Origin of the sequence: Angustibacter sp. Root456, from assembly GCF_001426435.1 — a bacterium.
Lineage (GTDB): Bacteria > Actinomycetota > Actinomycetes > Actinomycetales > Angustibacteraceae > Angustibacter.
The window spans coordinates 720,520-735,315 of record NZ_LMER01000020.1; the positions used below are offsets into that span (position 1 = coordinate 720,520).

At 72.4% G+C, this 14,796-nt stretch carries 18 protein-coding genes; 12 read left to right on the plus strand and 6 right to left on the minus strand.

What is annotated here, in order from left to right:
- Positions 1–6: 6 nt before the first annotated feature.
- The gene (locus ASD06_RS18040; RefSeq protein ID WP_056680894.1) at positions 7–369 is read left to right on the plus strand and encodes a sterol carrier family protein; all 363 of its coding nucleotides are present in this window, start codon (positions 7–9) and stop codon (positions 367–369) included.
- Here ASD06_RS18040 and ASD06_RS18045 read toward each other — a convergent pair.
- The gene (locus ASD06_RS18045) at positions 366–1,094 is read right to left on the minus strand and encodes a cache domain-containing protein (protein WP_056680898.1); all 729 of its coding nucleotides are present in this window, start codon (positions 1,092–1,094) and stop codon (positions 366–368) included. The genes ASD06_RS18040 and ASD06_RS18045 overlap by 4 nt on opposite strands.
- Positions 1,091–1,864 carry a FadR/GntR family transcriptional regulator gene (locus tag ASD06_RS18050; RefSeq protein ID WP_235502383.1) on the minus strand — a complete coding sequence of 258 codons (774 nt, stop codon included), beginning with the start codon at positions 1,862–1,864 and terminating at the stop codon, positions 1,091–1,093. The genes ASD06_RS18045 and ASD06_RS18050 overlap by 4 nt, the downstream gene beginning before the upstream one ends.
- A 121-nt stretch (positions 1,865–1,985) precedes the next feature.
- On the opposite strand from ASD06_RS18050, the gene ASD06_RS18055 reads away from it, so the two are divergent.
- The 7 genes from ASD06_RS18055 to purM all read left to right on the plus strand — a co-directional run bounded on the left by ASD06_RS18055 (position 1,986) and on the right by purM (position 9,154).
- Positions 1,986–3,092: an ABC transporter ATP-binding protein gene (locus ASD06_RS18055; protein ID WP_056680904.1), complete on the plus strand. Its 1,107-nt coding sequence runs from the start codon at positions 1,986–1,988 to the stop codon at positions 3,090–3,092.
- Complete coding sequence (locus ASD06_RS18060) at positions 3,085–4,296, plus strand: ABC transporter substrate-binding protein (protein WP_056681292.1); 1,212 nt, start codon at positions 3,085–3,087, stop codon at positions 4,294–4,296. The genes ASD06_RS18055 and ASD06_RS18060 overlap by 8 nt, the downstream gene beginning before the upstream one ends.
- A gap of 61 nt (positions 4,297–4,357) precedes the next feature.
- Complete coding sequence (locus ASD06_RS18065; RefSeq protein ID WP_056681295.1) at positions 4,358–5,173, plus strand: ABC transporter permease; 816 nt, start codon at positions 4,358–4,360, stop codon at positions 5,171–5,173.
- 16 nt (positions 5,174–5,189) lie between these two features.
- Positions 5,190–6,008, plus strand: a complete 819-nt coding sequence (locus tag ASD06_RS18070) for an ABC transporter permease (protein ID WP_056680907.1) — start codon at positions 5,190–5,192, stop codon at positions 6,006–6,008.
- A gap of 112 nt (positions 6,009–6,120) precedes the next feature.
- Positions 6,121–6,375: a DUF6223 family protein gene (locus ASD06_RS18075; RefSeq protein WP_056680909.1), complete on the plus strand. Its 255-nt coding sequence runs from the start codon at positions 6,121–6,123 to the stop codon at positions 6,373–6,375.
- 19 nt (positions 6,376–6,394) lie between these two features.
- A complete protein-coding gene (purF, locus tag ASD06_RS18080; protein ID WP_056680912.1) occupies positions 6,395–7,948 on the plus strand; it encodes an amidophosphoribosyltransferase in 1,554 nt (517 codons plus the stop codon).
- A gap of 90 nt (positions 7,949–8,038) precedes the next feature.
- Positions 8,039–9,154, plus strand: coding sequence for a phosphoribosylformylglycinamidine cyclo-ligase (gene purM, locus ASD06_RS18085; RefSeq protein ID WP_056680915.1), 1,116 nt, complete (start codon positions 8,039–8,041; stop codon positions 9,152–9,154).
- Positions 9,155–9,164: 10 nt separating this feature from the next.
- Here purM and ASD06_RS18090 read toward each other — a convergent pair whose 3' ends face one another.
- Together ASD06_RS18090 and ASD06_RS18095 are read right to left on the minus strand one after the other, a co-directional pair.
- A complete protein-coding gene (locus tag ASD06_RS18090; RefSeq protein WP_056680917.1) occupies positions 9,165–9,356 on the minus strand; it encodes a DUF3073 domain-containing protein in 192 nt (63 codons plus the stop codon).
- A 145-nt stretch (positions 9,357–9,501) separates the two neighbouring features.
- Entirely contained in the window at positions 9,502–10,650 is a 1,149-nt protein-coding gene (locus ASD06_RS18095; RefSeq protein WP_056680921.1) for a Glu/Leu/Phe/Val dehydrogenase dimerization domain-containing protein, read from the minus strand.
- Between the two features lie 141 nt (positions 10,651–10,791).
- On the opposite strand from ASD06_RS18095, the gene ASD06_RS18100 reads away from it, so the two are divergent.
- From ASD06_RS18100 to ASD06_RS18110, 3 genes are all read left to right on the plus strand, one after another.
- Entirely contained in the window at positions 10,792–11,616 is an 825-nt protein-coding gene (locus ASD06_RS18100; protein ID WP_200942301.1) for a hypothetical protein, read from the plus strand.
- 153 nt (positions 11,617–11,769) lie between these two features.
- On the plus strand, positions 11,770–11,970 hold the full coding sequence (locus ASD06_RS18105) for a BldC family transcriptional regulator (protein WP_056680928.1): 201 nt from the start codon (positions 11,770–11,772) through the stop codon (positions 11,968–11,970).
- A gap of 154 nt (positions 11,971–12,124) precedes the next feature.
- Positions 12,125–13,102, plus strand: coding sequence for a pirin family protein (locus ASD06_RS18110; protein ID WP_056680931.1), 978 nt, complete (start codon positions 12,125–12,127; stop codon positions 13,100–13,102).
- A 31-nt stretch (positions 13,103–13,133) separates the two neighbouring features.
- On the opposite strand, the gene ASD06_RS19030 is transcribed toward ASD06_RS18110, so the two are convergent.
- Positions 13,134–13,304: a hypothetical protein gene (locus ASD06_RS19030; protein ID WP_157371791.1), complete on the minus strand. Its 171-nt coding sequence runs from the start codon at positions 13,302–13,304 to the stop codon at positions 13,134–13,136.
- An 88-nt stretch (positions 13,305–13,392) separates the two neighbouring features.
- On the opposite strand from ASD06_RS19030, the gene ASD06_RS18115 reads away from it, so the two are divergent.
- A complete protein-coding gene (locus ASD06_RS18115) occupies positions 13,393–14,034 on the plus strand; it encodes a trimeric intracellular cation channel family protein (protein ID WP_056680934.1) in 642 nt (213 codons plus the stop codon).
- A 127-nt stretch (positions 14,035–14,161) separates the two neighbouring features.
- Here the strand turns inward: ASD06_RS18115 and ASD06_RS18120 are convergent, their stop codons facing one another.
- Positions 14,162–14,749 (minus strand): hypothetical protein, encoded by a 588-nt coding sequence (locus ASD06_RS18120; RefSeq protein WP_056680937.1) that lies wholly within the window; start codon positions 14,747–14,749, stop codon positions 14,162–14,164.
- Between the last annotated feature and the right edge of the window lie 47 nt (positions 14,750–14,796).

Below are 14,796 nucleotides of genomic sequence, written 5' to 3' on the forward strand. Positions count from 1 at the left end.
CGGGGCATGCCCGCACGACGACGCATCGACCCCGACGCCGGACGGGCGGCCCTGCGCGAGTGGCAGGACGCGGACGGCCAGGCGGCCCGGGCCGTGACCGCCACCGCGGTGCGCTGGAGCCTCGAGGAGCTGGCGGCGCGGGCACCGGGGCACACGGTGGAGGTACGCGTGCCGCCGTACGGCGTCACCCAGTGCATCGCAGGGCCCCGGCACACCCGCGGCACGCCGCCGAACGTCGTCGAGACGGACGCCGCCACCTGGCTCGGGCTCGTGACCGGAGCGGTCACCTGGGGCCGGGCCCGGGCTGAGGCCCTGGTGAGCGCGAGCGGTGAGCGGGCCGATCTCAGCGGCCACCTGCCGCTGGTCTAGCCGGTCGCGACGAGCAGCGTGAACGGCAGCGACGAGCACGGGTGCCGCTGCCAGTCGGCCGGCGCGTCGCGCACGAGGTCACCGGTGACCCACGTCGTGCGGCACGCGGCCACGACCCGCCCGGCGGCGTTGACCAGCAGCGACGGGGTCGCGAGGCGGCCCATCACCGGCAGCACGGCCGCCTCCATGCTCCGGGCGAACAGGTCCGCACCGACGACCCCCACGAAGTCGCCGCGGACGACCACCGGCTGGGTGAACGTCAGCGTGTACTCGTCGGTGCACAGGTAGTCGACGTAGGGCCCGGTGACGTGCGCCTGGCCGTCGTCGCGGGGCGCGCTGAACCACGCGAGCGCGGTGTAGTCGCGGAAGTCGTCGGCCTCGGGATCGGTCTGCGCGTCGAGCGGCTCGACCGTCGGCTGGTCGACGTCGTGGTCGGTGGTGAACCACTCGAGCCAGTACGGCGCGTCGGCCAGCGCCCCGGGGGCGGCGACGAAACCCGCGCCCACGAGGGGCAGGTCGGGCAGGCGCAGCGCGGCGGTCGCCGGCCCGACGACGTGCAGGTCGGCCCGGCGGGGTCGAGCGTCGGCGAACGCCGCCGTCACCTGCTCGCGCAGGCCGTCGAGCAGCTGCGCCACGCGCGTGCCCATGGCGTCGACGGCGGCCACGACCTGCGCCGGCGCAGCGGTCGCGGTCTGCGTCGCGACGGGCCCGGGGACGGCATTCACCCGGACATCATCTCGCGATGCAGGGCTCGCGCGGCAGCGAACATCTCCGCCACGTGGTCCTCAGCGGCCGCTCGGGCCACCGCGGCGTCACCTGCGGCGACCGCCTGCTGCAGGCGCTCGTGCTGGCGGCACGCGGCGGTGACGGTGGCGTCGTCGGCGTAGGCGAGCCAGAGCACGGGACCCACCGCGCTCTGCAGGGCGATCTCCTCACGCGTCAGTCGGGGCGACTGGGCGCTGGCCGCGAGCTCGAGGTGGTACTGGCCCTCGGCGCGACGGCGGGCACCGGCCTCGGTGGCGGCGCCGAGACGCTCGGTGCCCGACGCCAGGCGGGCGTGGTCGTCGTCATCCGCGCGCTCGGCCGCGAGCCGGGCGCACGCACCGCTGATCGCGGCGTAGTGGTCGGCCAGGTCGCGCAGCTCACCGAGCGCGAACGAGCGCAGTCGCGCCCGCAGCACGGACGTCGCGGCGTCGGCGGGCGCGCACACGAAAGAGCCGCCACCCCGACCCCTGCGGGTGCGCACGAGGCCCTGCTCGCGCAGGGAGGTCAGCGCCTCGCGCACCGTCACCGTCGACACGCCGAGCTTCTCGGCCAGGTCGGTCTCGCTGGGCAGCTGCTCGTCGCCGCGCAGCAGGCCGAGCGCGATGGCGTCCGACAGGCGGCGCGTGACGGCCTCCGCCCGGCCGGTGGGCTCCAGGGGTGAGAACACCGCTGAGCGAGCGCGTGAAGACAGGCGTCCGCCGGGTGCCAGCCCCCTGCTCGTCGTCGTCACGTCGTCTCCTGCTCGGCTGCTCGAACCCAGCTCGCCCCTCGGGTCACGAAACGGTAGCGACGTCGGTGAAGTTCCGGTCGGACCCTTGCGCGTTGACCTATGAAGTCATAGGTTCTGCCGCGTGTCCAGCCCCTCCGCCACCCCGAGCCGCCCCGACGGCGGCCCCGCCGTCCGGCTGCGTGGCCTGCGCAAGGAGTTCGCCGGCCACCCACCGGTGGTCGCGGTCGACGACGTCGATCTCGACATCGCCGACGGCGAGTTCTTCTCGATGCTCGGGCCGTCGGGCTCGGGCAAGACCACGGTGCTGCGGATCATCGCGGGCTTCGAGGAGCCCACGGCCGGCACGGTCGAGCTCGCCGGCGTCGACACCACGCGCACGCCGGCCTATGACCGCGACGTCAACACGGTCTTCCAGGACTACGCGCTGTTCCCGCACATGAGCGTGCAGGAGAACGTCGAGTACGGCCTGCGGGTCAAGAAGGTGCCCAGCGCCGAGCGCCGCCGTCGCGCGGCCGAGGCGCTCGAGCAGGTGCGCCTGCCCGACCTCGGCGCGCGCCGGCCGGGCCAGCTCAGCGGTGGTCAGCGCCAGCGCGTCGCGCTCGCCCGGGCGCTGGTCAACCGGCCGCGCGTGCTGCTGCTCGACGAGCCGCTCGGAGCGCTCGACCTCAAGCTGCGCGAGCAGATGCAGGTGGAGCTCAAGGCGATCCAGCGCGAGGTCGGCATCACCTTCCTGTTCGTGACCCACGACCAGGAGGAGGCGCTGACGCTGTCGGATCGCATCGCGGTCTTCAACGCCGGGCGCATCGAGCAGGTGGGGCCGGCGAGCGAGGTCTACGACAGCCCAGCCACCGCCTTCGTCGCTGGCTTCGTCGGCACCTCGAACCTGTTGCAGGGCAACGTCGCTCGCGAAGTGCTCGGCCGTGCTGGCAGCTTCGGGATCCGCCCCGAGAAGCTGCGCGTGCTCGCGGACGGCGCGGTGCCGGGCGATCACGAGCGCACGACCCAGGGCGTCGTCCGCGAGGTCGTCTACGCCGGCCCGGTGACGCGCGTCGTCGTCGACATCGGCGCCGGGGCCCGACTGATCGCCCTGCAGCAGAACGGTTCTGAGCTTGCGTCGGCTCCGATCAGGCGCGGTGACCCCGTTCGCCTGGCCTGGCGCGACGAGCACGTGATGGACGTGCCGCCACCCACCACCCCGAGCATCGATGAAGGAGCACCTCATGCGTAGGAACCCCCTCGCTGCCGTCGCCGTGGGGGCGGTGGCCGCCCTCGCGCTCGCCGCCTGCGGCGGCTCAAGCGGCAGCGGTAGCAAGGCCGACGCCACCCAGGGCGGCTTCACCCCGCCCAAGCTGTCGGCCCTCAGCGCCCTCGGCCAGCCCGAGGGCGAGGTCAACGTGCTGGCCTGGCCGGGGTACGTCGAGGACGGCAGCAACGACAAGAGCGTCGACTGGGTCACCGGGTTCGAGAAGGAGTCCGGCTGCAACGTCAACGTCAAGACGTTCGGCACCTCCGACGAGGCCGTGCAGCTCATGCGCACGGGCCAGTACGACGTCGTGTCGGCGTCCGGCGACGCCACGCTGCGCCTCATCGCGGCCGGTGACGTCGAGCCGGTCAACACCAAGCTCATCACGAACTACCCCGACATCTTCGACGCGCTGAAGATGCAGCCGTTCAACTCGGTCAAGGGGGTCGCGTACGGCATCCCGCACGGCCGCGGGGCCAACCTGCTGATGTACCGCACGGACGTCGTCAAGCCGGCTCCGGACTCGTGGTCGGTCGTGTTCGACCAGGCGTCGCCGTACAAGGGCAAGGTCACCGCCTACGACTCCCCGATCTACATCGCGGACGCCGCGCTCTACCTCATGCGCACGAAGCCCGACCTCGGCATCAAGAACCCCTACGCGCTCGACAGCAAGCAGCTGCAGGCGGCGATCGACCTGCTGAAGCAGCAGAAGGCCAACGTCAGCGAGTACTGGTCGGACTACCTCAAGGAGGTTCAGGCCTTCAAGTCCGGCTCGACGGTGGTGGGCACCACCTGGCAGGTCATCGCGAACGTCGCCCAGGGCGAGAAGGCTCCGGTCGACGCGGTGCTGCCGAAGGAGGGCTCGACCGGCTGGTCCGACACCTGGATGGTGGGGGCGAAGTCCAAGCACAAGACCTGCGCCTACAAGTTCATCGACCACATCGTCTCGCCGAAGACCAACGCGCAGATCGCCGAGTACTTCGGCGAGGCTCCGGCCAACCGCAAGGCGTGCGCCGAGACCTCGGACCCCAACCACTGCAAGGTGTTCCACGCCGAGGACGAGGACTACTTCTCGAAGGTCTACTTCTGGAACACGCCGATCCCGCAGTGCCTCGACGGCCGCACGGACGTCAAGTGCACCGACTACGCCGAGTGGACCAAGGCCTGGACCGACGTCCGCAACAGCTGATCCGCAACCACCGCAACGAAACCGTCCGTAGATCCCCGAGCGCGCCGAGGAGGTGACCGCCATGCGCCGACGTCTTGCCCTCACGGGCCTGCTGGCACCGCCGATGCTGTGGCTGGTGGTCGCCTACCTCGGCGCGCTCGCGGCGATCTTCGCGACGGCCGTGTGGACCACCGACCCGTTCACCAACCAGGTGGTGCGCACCTTCACCCTCGACAACCTCAAGGGCCTGGTGGCCGACCCCGTCTACCTGCGCATCATCGGCCGCACGCTGTTCATCGCCGCCAGCGTCACCGTCGTGTGCGTCCTCGTGGCCGTGCCTTTCGGGTTCTTCATGGCGAAGGTGGCGCCGCAACGGCTGCGCGGGCTGCTGCTCGCTCTGGTGCTCGTGCCGCTGTGGGCCAGCTACCTGGTGAAGGCGTACGCGTGGCGCGCGATGCTCGGACCCGAGGGCGTTCTCGACTCGACCTTCGGCGGGACGCCGGGCTACGGCCTCGTCGCCGTCATCGTGACGCTCACGTACCTCTGGCTGCCGTACATGATCCTGCCGGTGTACGCCGGTCTGGAACGCATGCCCGACAGCCACCTGCAGGCGTCTGCCGACCTCGGCGCCGGAAACCTCCTCACCTTCCGACGTGTCGTCGTGCCCGCGCTGCTGCCGGCCATCGCGGCGGGCAGCGTGTTCACCTTCTCGCTCAGCCTCGGCGACTACATCGCGGTGCAGATCGTCGGCGGCAAGGTGCAGGTGCTCGGCTCGGCGGTGCTGCAGAACATCACGCTCGACCTGCCGTTCGCGGCGGCGCTGGGTACGGCGTCGGTCGTGATCATGGTCGTCTACCTGCTGGCCGTGCGCCGCACCGGCGCGTTGGAGAACCTGTGATCGCCCGGGGGTCGTCGTGCGCCTGACCCGTCGCGCCCGCGGCGCGCTGTGGGCCTTCGCCGCGCTCGTGCTGTTGTTCGTCTACGCCCCCCTCGCCGTCGTCGCGCTCAACTCCTTCAACAGCGACCGCACCTTCGGCTGGCCTCCGCCCGGCTTCACCCTGCGCTGGTGGGACCTGGCGCTGCACGCGCAGGGTCCCCGCGACGCCCTGCGGACCTCGGTCGAGGCTGGTATCGGCGCCACGGCGATCGCGCTCGTCCTGGGCACGCTGCTGGCCCTGGCGCTCACGCGCTACGACTTCTTCGGCCGCCAGGCCATCTCGCTGCTCGTGGTGCTGCCGATCGCGCTGCCGGGCATCGTCACCGGTATCGCGCTGCAGTCGGTGATCCAGAACGTGCTCGGGCCCGTCTTCGGGATCGGGGCCGGCCTGTTCACGATCATCGTCGGCCACGCGACGTTCTGCATCGTCGTCGTGTTCAACAACGTGACGGCGCGGCTGCGGCGCACCGGCGGCTCGCTCGAGGCGGCGTCCGCCGACCTGGGGGCTCGGCCCCTCACGACCTTCCGGCTGGTCACCTTCCCGCTGCTGCGCTCGGCGCTGGTGGCGGGCGGGCTGCTCGCCTTCGGGCTGAGCTTCGACGAGATCGTCGTCACGACGTTCACGGCCGGCCCCGGCTCGCCGACGCTGCCGATCTGGATCTTCAACAACCTGTTCCGCCCCAACCAGGCGCCCGTCGTCAACGTCGTCGCGGTGCTGCTCGTGGCGGCGTCGATCCTGCCGGTGTGGCTGGCCCAGCGGCTCGAGGGTGCCACCGCCGGCGAGTCCCGCATGTGAGCACCGATGGGTGCATCCGTGGGTGCATCCATCCTGGGGTGATCACCCCGGAATCGCTGCACCCACGGATGCCCCGTCAGCCGGCCTTGCGGCGTCCGGTTACCGTGCTGATGTGAGCGAGCCGTCGCAGCCCCCCGAGCCCCAGCCCCGCCGCATCCCCGTCCGCCGGCACCCGCGCTACAGCCGGTTCCTGCTGACCGGTGGCGTGGTCGGCGTCGTGGCGGCGGTCATCGCCGGCCTGGCGGGCTCCGGTGACCCCGGCTCGAGCCCAGGGCCGCTCATCGGCTACCTCGCCGTGCTGCTCGGCCTGCTGGGTGCGCTGCTCGGGGGAGTGGTCGCGCTCGTGCTCGACCGCCGCCACCCCTGACCTGTGGGACACTGAGCGGGTGGCACGAGGCGACGGGCTGCTGACCCACGACCTGCTTCCCGGCGAGAAGTCCCCCCAGGACGCCTGCGGCGTGCTGGGGATCTGGGCCCCCGGTGAGGAGGTCGCCAAGCTCACGTTCTACGGCCTGTACGCGCTGCAGCACCGCGGGCAGGAGTCAGCCGGCATCGCCGCGAGCGACGGACGCCGGCTGCTCGTCTACAAGGACATGGGCCTGGTCTCCCAGGTCTTCGACGAGACGGCGCTCAACTCCCTGCCCGGCCACCTGGCCATCGGCCACACCCGGTACTCCACCACCGGCGGCAGCGTCTGGGAGAACGCCCAGCCCACGCTCGGCAACACCGCCGGTGGCACGGTCGCGCTGGCCCACAACGGCAACCTGACGAACTCCGCTGAGCTGCGCGCCGTCGTCCAGCAGCGGTACGGCGCCCAGGCGGCAGGCGAGCTGCGCGCGGGCAACACCACCGACACCGCGCTGATCACCGCGTTGCTGGCGGGCGACCCCGACCACAGCCTCGAGGCCACGGCCCTGGAGGTGCTGCCCGAGCTGCGCGGCGCCTTCAGCCTCGTCTTCATGGACGAGCACACGCTGTACGCCGCCCGCGACCGCCACGGCATCCGCCCGCTGGTGCTCGGCCGGCTGGAGCGCGGCTGGGTCGTGGCCAGCGAGACGCCGGCGCTCGCCACGATCGGCGCGAGCTTCATCCGCGAGATCGAGCCCGGCGAGATGGTCGTCATCGACTCCGACGGGCTGCGGTCGAGCCGGTTCGCCGCCGCCGAGCCCAAGGGCTGCGTCTTCGAGTACGTCTACCTCGCGCGGCCCGACACCACGATCGCGGGCCGCGTCGTGCACGAGGCGCGGGTCGAGATGGGGCGCCGGCTCGCTGCCGAGCACCCGGCCGAGGCCGACCTGGTGATCGGCGTCCCGGAGTCCGGCACGCCCGCCGCCATCGGGTACGCCGAGGCCAGCGGGATCCCGTTCGGCCAGGGGTTCGTCAAGAACTCCTACGTCGGCCGCACCTTCATCCAGCCGAGCCAGACGATCCGCCAGCTCGGCATCCGGCTCAAGCTCAACCCGCTCACCGACGTCATCCGCGGCAAGCGCCTGGTCGTCGTCGACGACTCGATCGTGCGCGGCAACACCCAGCGCGCGCAGGTGCGCATGCTGCGCGAGGCGGGGGCGGCCGAGGTGCACGTGCGGATCTCCTCGCCGCCGGTCACCTGGCCGTGCTTCTACGGCATCGACTTCGCCAGCCGGGCCGAGCTGATCGCCACCGGCCTCGGCGTGGAGGAGGTGCGCGCCTCGATCGGCGCCGACAGCCTCGGCTACATCAGCGAGGACGGCATGATCGCGGCCACCGGCCAGCCGAAGGACTCGCTGTGCCGGGCCTGCTTCACCGGCGAGTACCCCGTCCCCCTGCCGGACGCCGACCAGCTCGGCAAGAACGTGCTCGAGACCCTGCCCGGCCTGGAGGCAGTGCGCCCCGCGCGCGACGCCGAGGGCGTGCCCACGGGTCTGGCCGGCGGCGGCTCCGACGCCCTCACCCGCCCGTGACCCCTCTCCCCTCTGCGCAGATTCCCCGGAATTCGTCGCCTGAGGGCCGCCCAGACGACAAGTTCCCCGGAAGTTGCCAGAGGAGTGCGCATGAGTGAGCCGGTGACGTACGCCGGAGCCGGGGTCGACACCGAGGCGGGCGACCGCGCGGTCGAGCTGATGAAGCAGTGGGTGGCGCGCACTCGGCGTCCTGAGGTCGTCGGCGCCCTCGGCGGCTTCGCCGGCCTGTTCGACGCCAGCGCGCTCAAGACCTACCGGCGGCCCCTGCTGGCCACCAGCACCGACGGCGTGGGCACCAAGGTGCAGATCGCCCAGCGCCTCGACATCCACCACACGATCGGCTTCGACCTCGTGGGCATGGTGGTCGACGACATCGTCGTGGCCGGCGCCGAGCCGCTGTTCATGACCGACTACATCGCGTGCGGCCGCGTGGTGCCCGAGCGCATCGCCGACGTCGTGCGCGGTATCGCCGAGGCCTGCGTCGCAGCCGGCTGCGCGCTCACCGGCGGCGAGACCGCCGAGCACCCCGGACTGCTCGGGCCCGACGAGTACGACGTCGCGGGCGCCGTCACGGGCGTCGTCGAGGCGGACGACGTCCTCGGCCCCGAGCGGGTGCGCGAGGGCGACGTGCTGGTGGCCATGGCGTCGTCGGGGCTGCACTCCAACGGGTACTCGCTCGTGCGGCGGGTGCTGGACGTCGCCGGCTGGGCGCTCGACCGGCACGTCGACGAGCTGGGGCGCACGGTGGGCGAGGAGCTGCTCGAGCCGACCCGCGTCTACGCCCAGGACGTGCTCGATCTCGTCCGCGCGGGCCGCGACGACGGCATCGACGTCCACGCCCTCAGCCACGTCACCGGCGGTGGGCTCGCTGCCAACCTCGCCCGGGTGCTGCCCCGCGGTCTCGAGGCGGTGGTCGACCGCTCGACCTGGACGCCGGCACCGGTGTTCGCGCTCGTGCGCCGGCTCGGGCAGGTGCCCCTGGCCGACCTCGAGCGCACGCTCAACCTGGGCGTCGGCATGGTGGCCGTGGTGTCAGCGTCGTCGGCCGACGCGGCGGTGCGTCGCCTGGAGGCGCGCGGCCTGCCCGCCTGGGTGCTCGGCACCGTGCGCACGCACGACGCCGCCGACGACTCCGGTGACCTCACCCAGGGGGCGAAGGGAGTCGACGGCGGCGCCGTCCGGATGCTGGGGACTCAGCAGGTCTGAGCCCGGCCGCTCAGCGGCCGGAGGCCCACTGCTGGTAGTCGTCGTCCTCGTCGTCGGACGGCGCGGTGGCGTCGTCCGGCTCGGTGTACGACGAGCTCCCGTGGAGCTCTCGCTGGAGGGCAGTCAGGTCCGTGTTGGGACTGAAGTACTTCAGCTCCCGGGCGACCTTGGTCTGCTTGGCCTTGGCTCGGCCGCGACCCATGGCGTCGACCCCCTCATGCGTAGACCGGGGCGGCGAGCTGCGGCCCCGGGTTCAGTGGTCTCGTCGTAGACACAACGGTACATCGTCCGGACCTGTTCCGACGACTCAGTCGGCCCCGCGCCCGCCTCGTTGACCCGATCGGCTCTCAGGCCCGGTGCGAGCCCGCCCGCCCGGAGCCTCGGCCGCCGCGTGTCGGCAGCCACAGCCGCTCGGACGGCGCCACCGCGGCGATGCGGCGCTCGGCCAGCCGGTCGGCCGCCACCGACGGTGAGACGCCCTCGGCGTCGGCCTCAGCGAGCACGGACGCCGTGGCGTCGAAGATCTTCAGCGTGCGCTCGCGCGCCCGCTCGAAGTCGAAGCCGTGCAGCTCGTCGGCCACCTGGATCACGCCACCGGAGTTCACCAGGTAGTCGGGGGCGTAGGTGATGCCGCGCTCGCGCAGCTGGTCGGCCACCTGCGGCTCGGCGAGCTGGTTGTTGGCCGCTCCGCAGACGATCTCGGCCTTGAGGGTGGCGACGACGTCCGGGGTCAGGGCGCCGCCGAGCGCGCACGGCGCGTAGACGTCGAGGTCGCTGCCCACGAGCTCGTCGGTGGAGCCCACGACGCGCACGCCGGGGTGCTCGTCGCGCACGCGGGTGAGCGCCTGCTCCGACACGTCGGTGACGACCGCCTCCGCGCCGTCCTCGGCCAGCAGCCCGACGAGCAGGTGCCCGACCTTGCCGACGCCCGCGATGCCGACGCGGCGCCCGGCCAGCGAGTCGCTGCCCCACCGGTGCGCGGCGGCCGCGCGCATGCCCTGGAACACACCGAGCGCCGTCAGCACCGAGGAGTCACCGGCCCCGCCGTTGGCCTCGCTGCGTCCGGTGACGAAGTCGGACTCCTCGGCGACGACGTCCATGTCGGCCACGTAGGTGCCGACGTCGCAGGCGGTGACGTAACGGCCGCCGAGGCTCTGGACGAAGCGGCCGTAGGCGCGCAGCAGCTCAGGGGTCTTGTCACGCGCGGGGTCGCCGATGATCACCGCCTTGCCGCCGCCGTGCTCGAGGCCGGCCACGGCGTTCTTGTACGTCATGCCGCGCGAGAGGTGCAGTGCGTCGGCGAGCGCTTCGGCGGTGCTGGCGTACGGGTAGAAGCGGGTGCCGCCGAGGCCGGGGCCGAGGGCGGTGCTGTGCAGCGCGATGATCGCGCGCAGCCCGCTGGCGGGGTCGTGGCAGAAGACCACCTGCTCGTGGTCGCCCGCGAACGCGTCGCTGCCGTCCTCGGTGGCCCAGTGGGGCGCGGTCGTGCTGGTCACGGTCGTGACTCCTCGGGTGTTGGCCGGCCCTCGTGAGGCAGGCGCCGCCGTCCGGGGACGTCGTCGGCCCCGGTGGGGCAAGCCTAGGGCCGCCGGGTCGGCAGGCGGGCTGTCGAGGTGCCACTCTGGGGTGTGCCCACCGTGACGCGCCGCCCGCCCTACCAGGCTCACCTGCGCGTCTTCGAACCCGTCGCGCACCTCGCTCCCGCTGACCGCGAGCGGTGGAACGCCTACGCCCGCAGGGCGCCCTCGCGGCACGAGGTCGAGCGCACGCTGTACGCCGACACCGTGCGCCGCCTCGCCGGACGCCCCCCGGTGCCCGTGCCGGCGGCTGAGAGCACCGACGCCCTGCTGCTCGACGAGGACGGCGAGCTGTTCGTCTCCCCGGTGCAGCCGCGGCTGCAGGTCTGGCACCGGTTGGGTGCTGCCGACCTGGAGGGCGACGTGCTGCCGGGCGACGCCGTCCCGGAGGTGGTGCGCGAGCAGGCGGCAGCCGACCTCGCGCGGCTCGCCGTCGACGGTGGGGAGGTGCGGCTGTTCTCCCGCACCGCCGCCTGGCAGGTGCCGCTGCCGTGGTTCGTGCTCTTCTCAGGGTCCGAGCGCGACCTCAGCGTCGCGTCCCCGCGCCGCCTCACGTACCGGACGTCGATGAGCCAGGCCCGGCGGCGCGTGGCCATCGGCCTGCGTACGGCTCGCGCCGCCCTGGGTGACGCGGGGTTGGCCTCCGACATCGAGGTGCTGGGCCGGTGGCTGGAGGAGTTCGACCACCGCAGCCGCGTCGAGCTCGACTACGCCGGCCTGGCCGATCTGCTCGACGACGCGCACCTGGCTGGTGACGACTCAGCCTCCGACGTCGAGCAGGGGCTGGCGGCGCTGGCGGAGGAGGACGTCGTCTCGGCGGCGGCGGCGTACCGGCGCTGGACCCGGCGCTGGCAGCGGGTGGCCCGGCTCGCGACCGCCTCCTAGGGGCTAGTTATTGACCATTTCTTTACCAAGAAATGACTAGTTCAGGGGGAAGTTCCATAATGATCCCTCCCGAACGTTCCATCCGTGCCCGAAAAGGGGCATCCTTGACACTGCAACCGCGTCATCCGACGCGATATCGCTAAGGAGTTTGCGATGGCAACCAAGAGCCACGACGCCCAGTCGCTGCTGACCCCGGCTGAGGTCGCCGCGCTCTTCCGCGTCGACCCCAAGACGGTCACCCGCTGGGCCAAGGCCGGCAAGCTGACCTCGATCCGCACCCTGGGGGGCCACCGCCGCTACCCCGAGGACGAGGTGCGTCAGCTGCTCGCCGGCATCCCGCAGCAGCGCAGCTGACCGCAGCTGACCGCAGCTGACCGCAGCTGAGCACAGCTGAGCACAGCCCAGACCGCACCCGGTGGTCCGGCGTGCATGATCACGGGCGGGTGGCGTACCCCCTCCGTCGTGATCATGCAGGCCGGGCCGCCTGCTGTCGGGTGGGGGTGACCGCGTGAGCAACCGCGAGGCGCAGCGCTTCGAGACCGTCTGCGTATCGGAAACCTCCGACGGTCCGGTGCACGAGCTCGTCGAGGGACGCGACGTGCCCATCAGCAAGACCAACCTGGTCAACCGGACGCTGCCGCACCGTGACCGGCGCATGGTCGGCGCCTGGTGCTTCGTCGACACCTACGGCCCGGACGCCGTCATCACCATGCCCGGCATGCGCGTGCCTGCGCACCCCCACATCGGGCTGCAGACCGTCAGCTGGTTGCTCGAGGGGACGATCGAGCACCGCGACAGCCTCGGTAGCCACCAGATGGTGCAGCCGGGCGAGCTCAACCTGATGACCGCCGGCCACGGCATCGCCCACTCCGAGGAGTCGCCGCAGGAGCGGCCGCCCCGGCTGCACGGTGCCCAGCTGTGGGTGGCGCTGCCCGAGCACGCACGGCACGTCGAGCCGCGCTTCGAGCACGTCGTCGACCTGCCGCGGCTGCGGCTCGGCGACGTCACGGTCACCGTGATCGTGGGGGAGCTCGCCGGTGAGGCCAGCCCCGCGCGGGTGCACTCGCCGCTGGTGGGCGCCGACCTCGACGTCGCGGGCCCGGCGCAGGTGCCGCTGCAGGTGGACTTCGAGCACGCCGTCGTCGTGACCAGCGGCCAGGTCGAGGTCGACGGCGAGCTGCTGCGCCCGGGTCGGCTGCTCTACCTCGGGACGGGTCGCGACCGCCTCCACGTGACTTCGGCGTCCGGCGGCCGGTGCCTGCTGCTCGGGGGCGAGCCGTTCGACGAGGAGATCCTCATGTGGTGGAACTTCGTCGGGCGCACGCACGAGGAGATCGTCGAGGCCCGTGAGCGCTGGATGGGCGAGCTCGCGGGCGGCTTCGCCGGCGAGCAGGTGCGCTTCGGGGCAGTGCCGGGCTTCACCGGCGCGCCCCTGGCCGCACCTGCGCTGCCGACGTCCCGCCTGCGTCCCCGCGGGCGCCGCTGAGGCCTGCGCGGGGAACGTCAGACGCTCTGGCTCAGTTGCCTTCCGGCGGGAAGTCCTTCGGGTCGCCTTCGCCGCCACCTTGCGGGTCGCGGTTGCCCAGCGCGGTCTCGGCCGGCATCTCCTCGATGCGGTCCTTCGCCTTCTGCTCGAGGTCCTCGGTGTTGTTCTGAGAACCCGTGCTGTCGTTCGGCTGCTCGCTCATCGTGCCTCCTGGGACGGGGCTCGTGACGCTACGCCGCCGAGGGGCAGGGCGCAGGTCGGCGCCGCCGTCGCGAGGCGGGTGCGGCACGATGGCGGTCGTGTCGTTGCTGCTCGCCCTCGACCTCGCGGGCGTCTTCGCCTTCGCGCTGAACGGCGCGTTCACGGCGGTGCGCCAGGCGCGGCTCGACATCGTCGGTGTGCTGGCCCTCGGCGTCATCACGGCGATCGGCGGCGGCATCGTGCGCGACGTCCTCATCGACGCGCTGCCCCCGGCCACGTTCGTCGACTGGCGCTACCTCGCGGTGGCGGCGGCGGGAGCGCTCATCGCGTTCTTCCTCACCCGACCGCTGGAGCGGCTCGTCGTCCCGATGATCGTGCTGGACGCCGCGGGGCTGAGCCTGTTCTGCGTCACCGGCGCCAGCAAGGCGCTGGCCTTCGGGCTCGGGGCCGCGCAGGCCGTGATCCTGGGCGCAGTCACGGCGGTGGGTGGCGGCACGATCCGCGACGTGCTGATCGGGCGCGTGCCCTCGGTGCTGAGCAGCGGCCTGTACGCCGTCCCCGCGCTTCTGGGCGCCACGGTCACCGTCGTCGCGGTGCGGCTGCACGGCTACGGGATCGTGGCGGCGCTGCTGGCGGCCGGGCTCTGCTTCGGCGTCCGGATGATCGGCGTGCGGTTCAACCTCAACGCCCCGGCCGCCCGCGTCGGGCGCCACGAGGCCGGCGCGCCCTGAGCGGTTCCGACGACAGCGTGGTGCCTGCGCATCACCCGCGATGCTCAGCCACCACGATGCGGCCGGACGCCGGCGGGCCCCCACCGCTCGAGCGGTGGGGGCCCTGTCTCGGTTCCGCGTCAACCGGTTACGGTTCGACGGTGACCGGGACTCGCGAACCGAGTCCGAGGATCTCCTCGTCCGGGGTCACCCGTCCGCGGTGGATGAACCCGAGCAGCGCGAGCACCGCGAAGAGTCCGGCGCCCACGAAGGCCGCGATCGCCGCGATCAGGGCGATCTGGCCCATCTTCCAGAAGGCGTAGGCGTTGAGCAGCAGGCCACGCAGGGTCTCGCCCTTGAAGGTGGTCTCGACCATGGCAGCCGCCTTGGCGTCGTCCGGGTTCGCCCGAGCGATGGTGCTCAGCTGCGCGTAGGTCTTGCCGCCGGTCATCTCCTCGATGTGGACGGCGATGTAGTGGTCGGCGTAGGCCCGGGCCTGGGCGCCGTCGGTGAGCTGCTGGCCGGCGTACTGGGTGAGGTACGGGCCGATCTTCGGGTCCTTCAGACCCTCGTCGCCCGCCTTGGGGAAGAAGATCTTCTGAGCCGACAGCTGGCTGTGCACCTGGTCGTTCACGAAGGTGTGGGCCCAGGTGAGCAGACCGCCCGCCACGAGCAGCACCGCCGCGAGGGCGACTCCTGCCCAGCTCATCACGGTGTCGAAGCTCTTGCGTCGCATGGTCTTGCCTCTCTTGTGTGGTCGGCCGTGCCGACCTGACCGTCGAA

Bases quoted from the DNA above. Each gene is read 5' to 3' on its own strand.
- ASD06_RS18065 (WP_056681295.1), top strand. From the start codon at position 4,358: ATGCGCCGACGTCTTGCCCTCACGGGCCTGCTGGCACCGCCGATGCTG.
- purM (WP_056680915.1), top strand. From the start codon at position 8,039: ATGAGTGAGCCGGTGACGTACGCCGGAGCCGGGGTCGACACCGAGGCG.
- ASD06_RS18060 (WP_056681292.1), top strand. From the start codon at position 3,085: ATGCGTAGGAACCCCCTCGCTGCCGTCGCCGTGGGGGCGGTGGCCGCC.
- ASD06_RS18040 (WP_056680894.1), top strand. From the start codon at position 7: ATGCCCGCACGACGACGCATCGACCCCGACGCCGGACGGGCGGCCCTG.
- ASD06_RS18105 (WP_056680928.1), top strand. From the start codon at position 11,770: ATGGCAACCAAGAGCCACGACGCCCAGTCGCTGCTGACCCCGGCTGAG.
- ASD06_RS18090 (WP_056680917.1), bottom strand. From the start codon at position 9,356: ATGGGTCGCGGCCGAGCCAAGGCCAAGCAGACCAAGGTCGCCCGGGAG.
- ASD06_RS19030 (WP_157371791.1), bottom strand. From the start codon at position 13,304: ATGAGCGAGCAGCCGAACGACAGCACGGGTTCTCAGAACAACACCGAG.
- ASD06_RS18120 (WP_056680937.1), bottom strand. From the start codon at position 14,749: ATGCGACGCAAGAGCTTCGACACCGTGATGAGCTGGGCAGGAGTCGCC.
- ASD06_RS18115 (WP_056680934.1), top strand. From the start codon at position 13,393: ATGGCGGTCGTGTCGTTGCTGCTCGCCCTCGACCTCGCGGGCGTCTTC.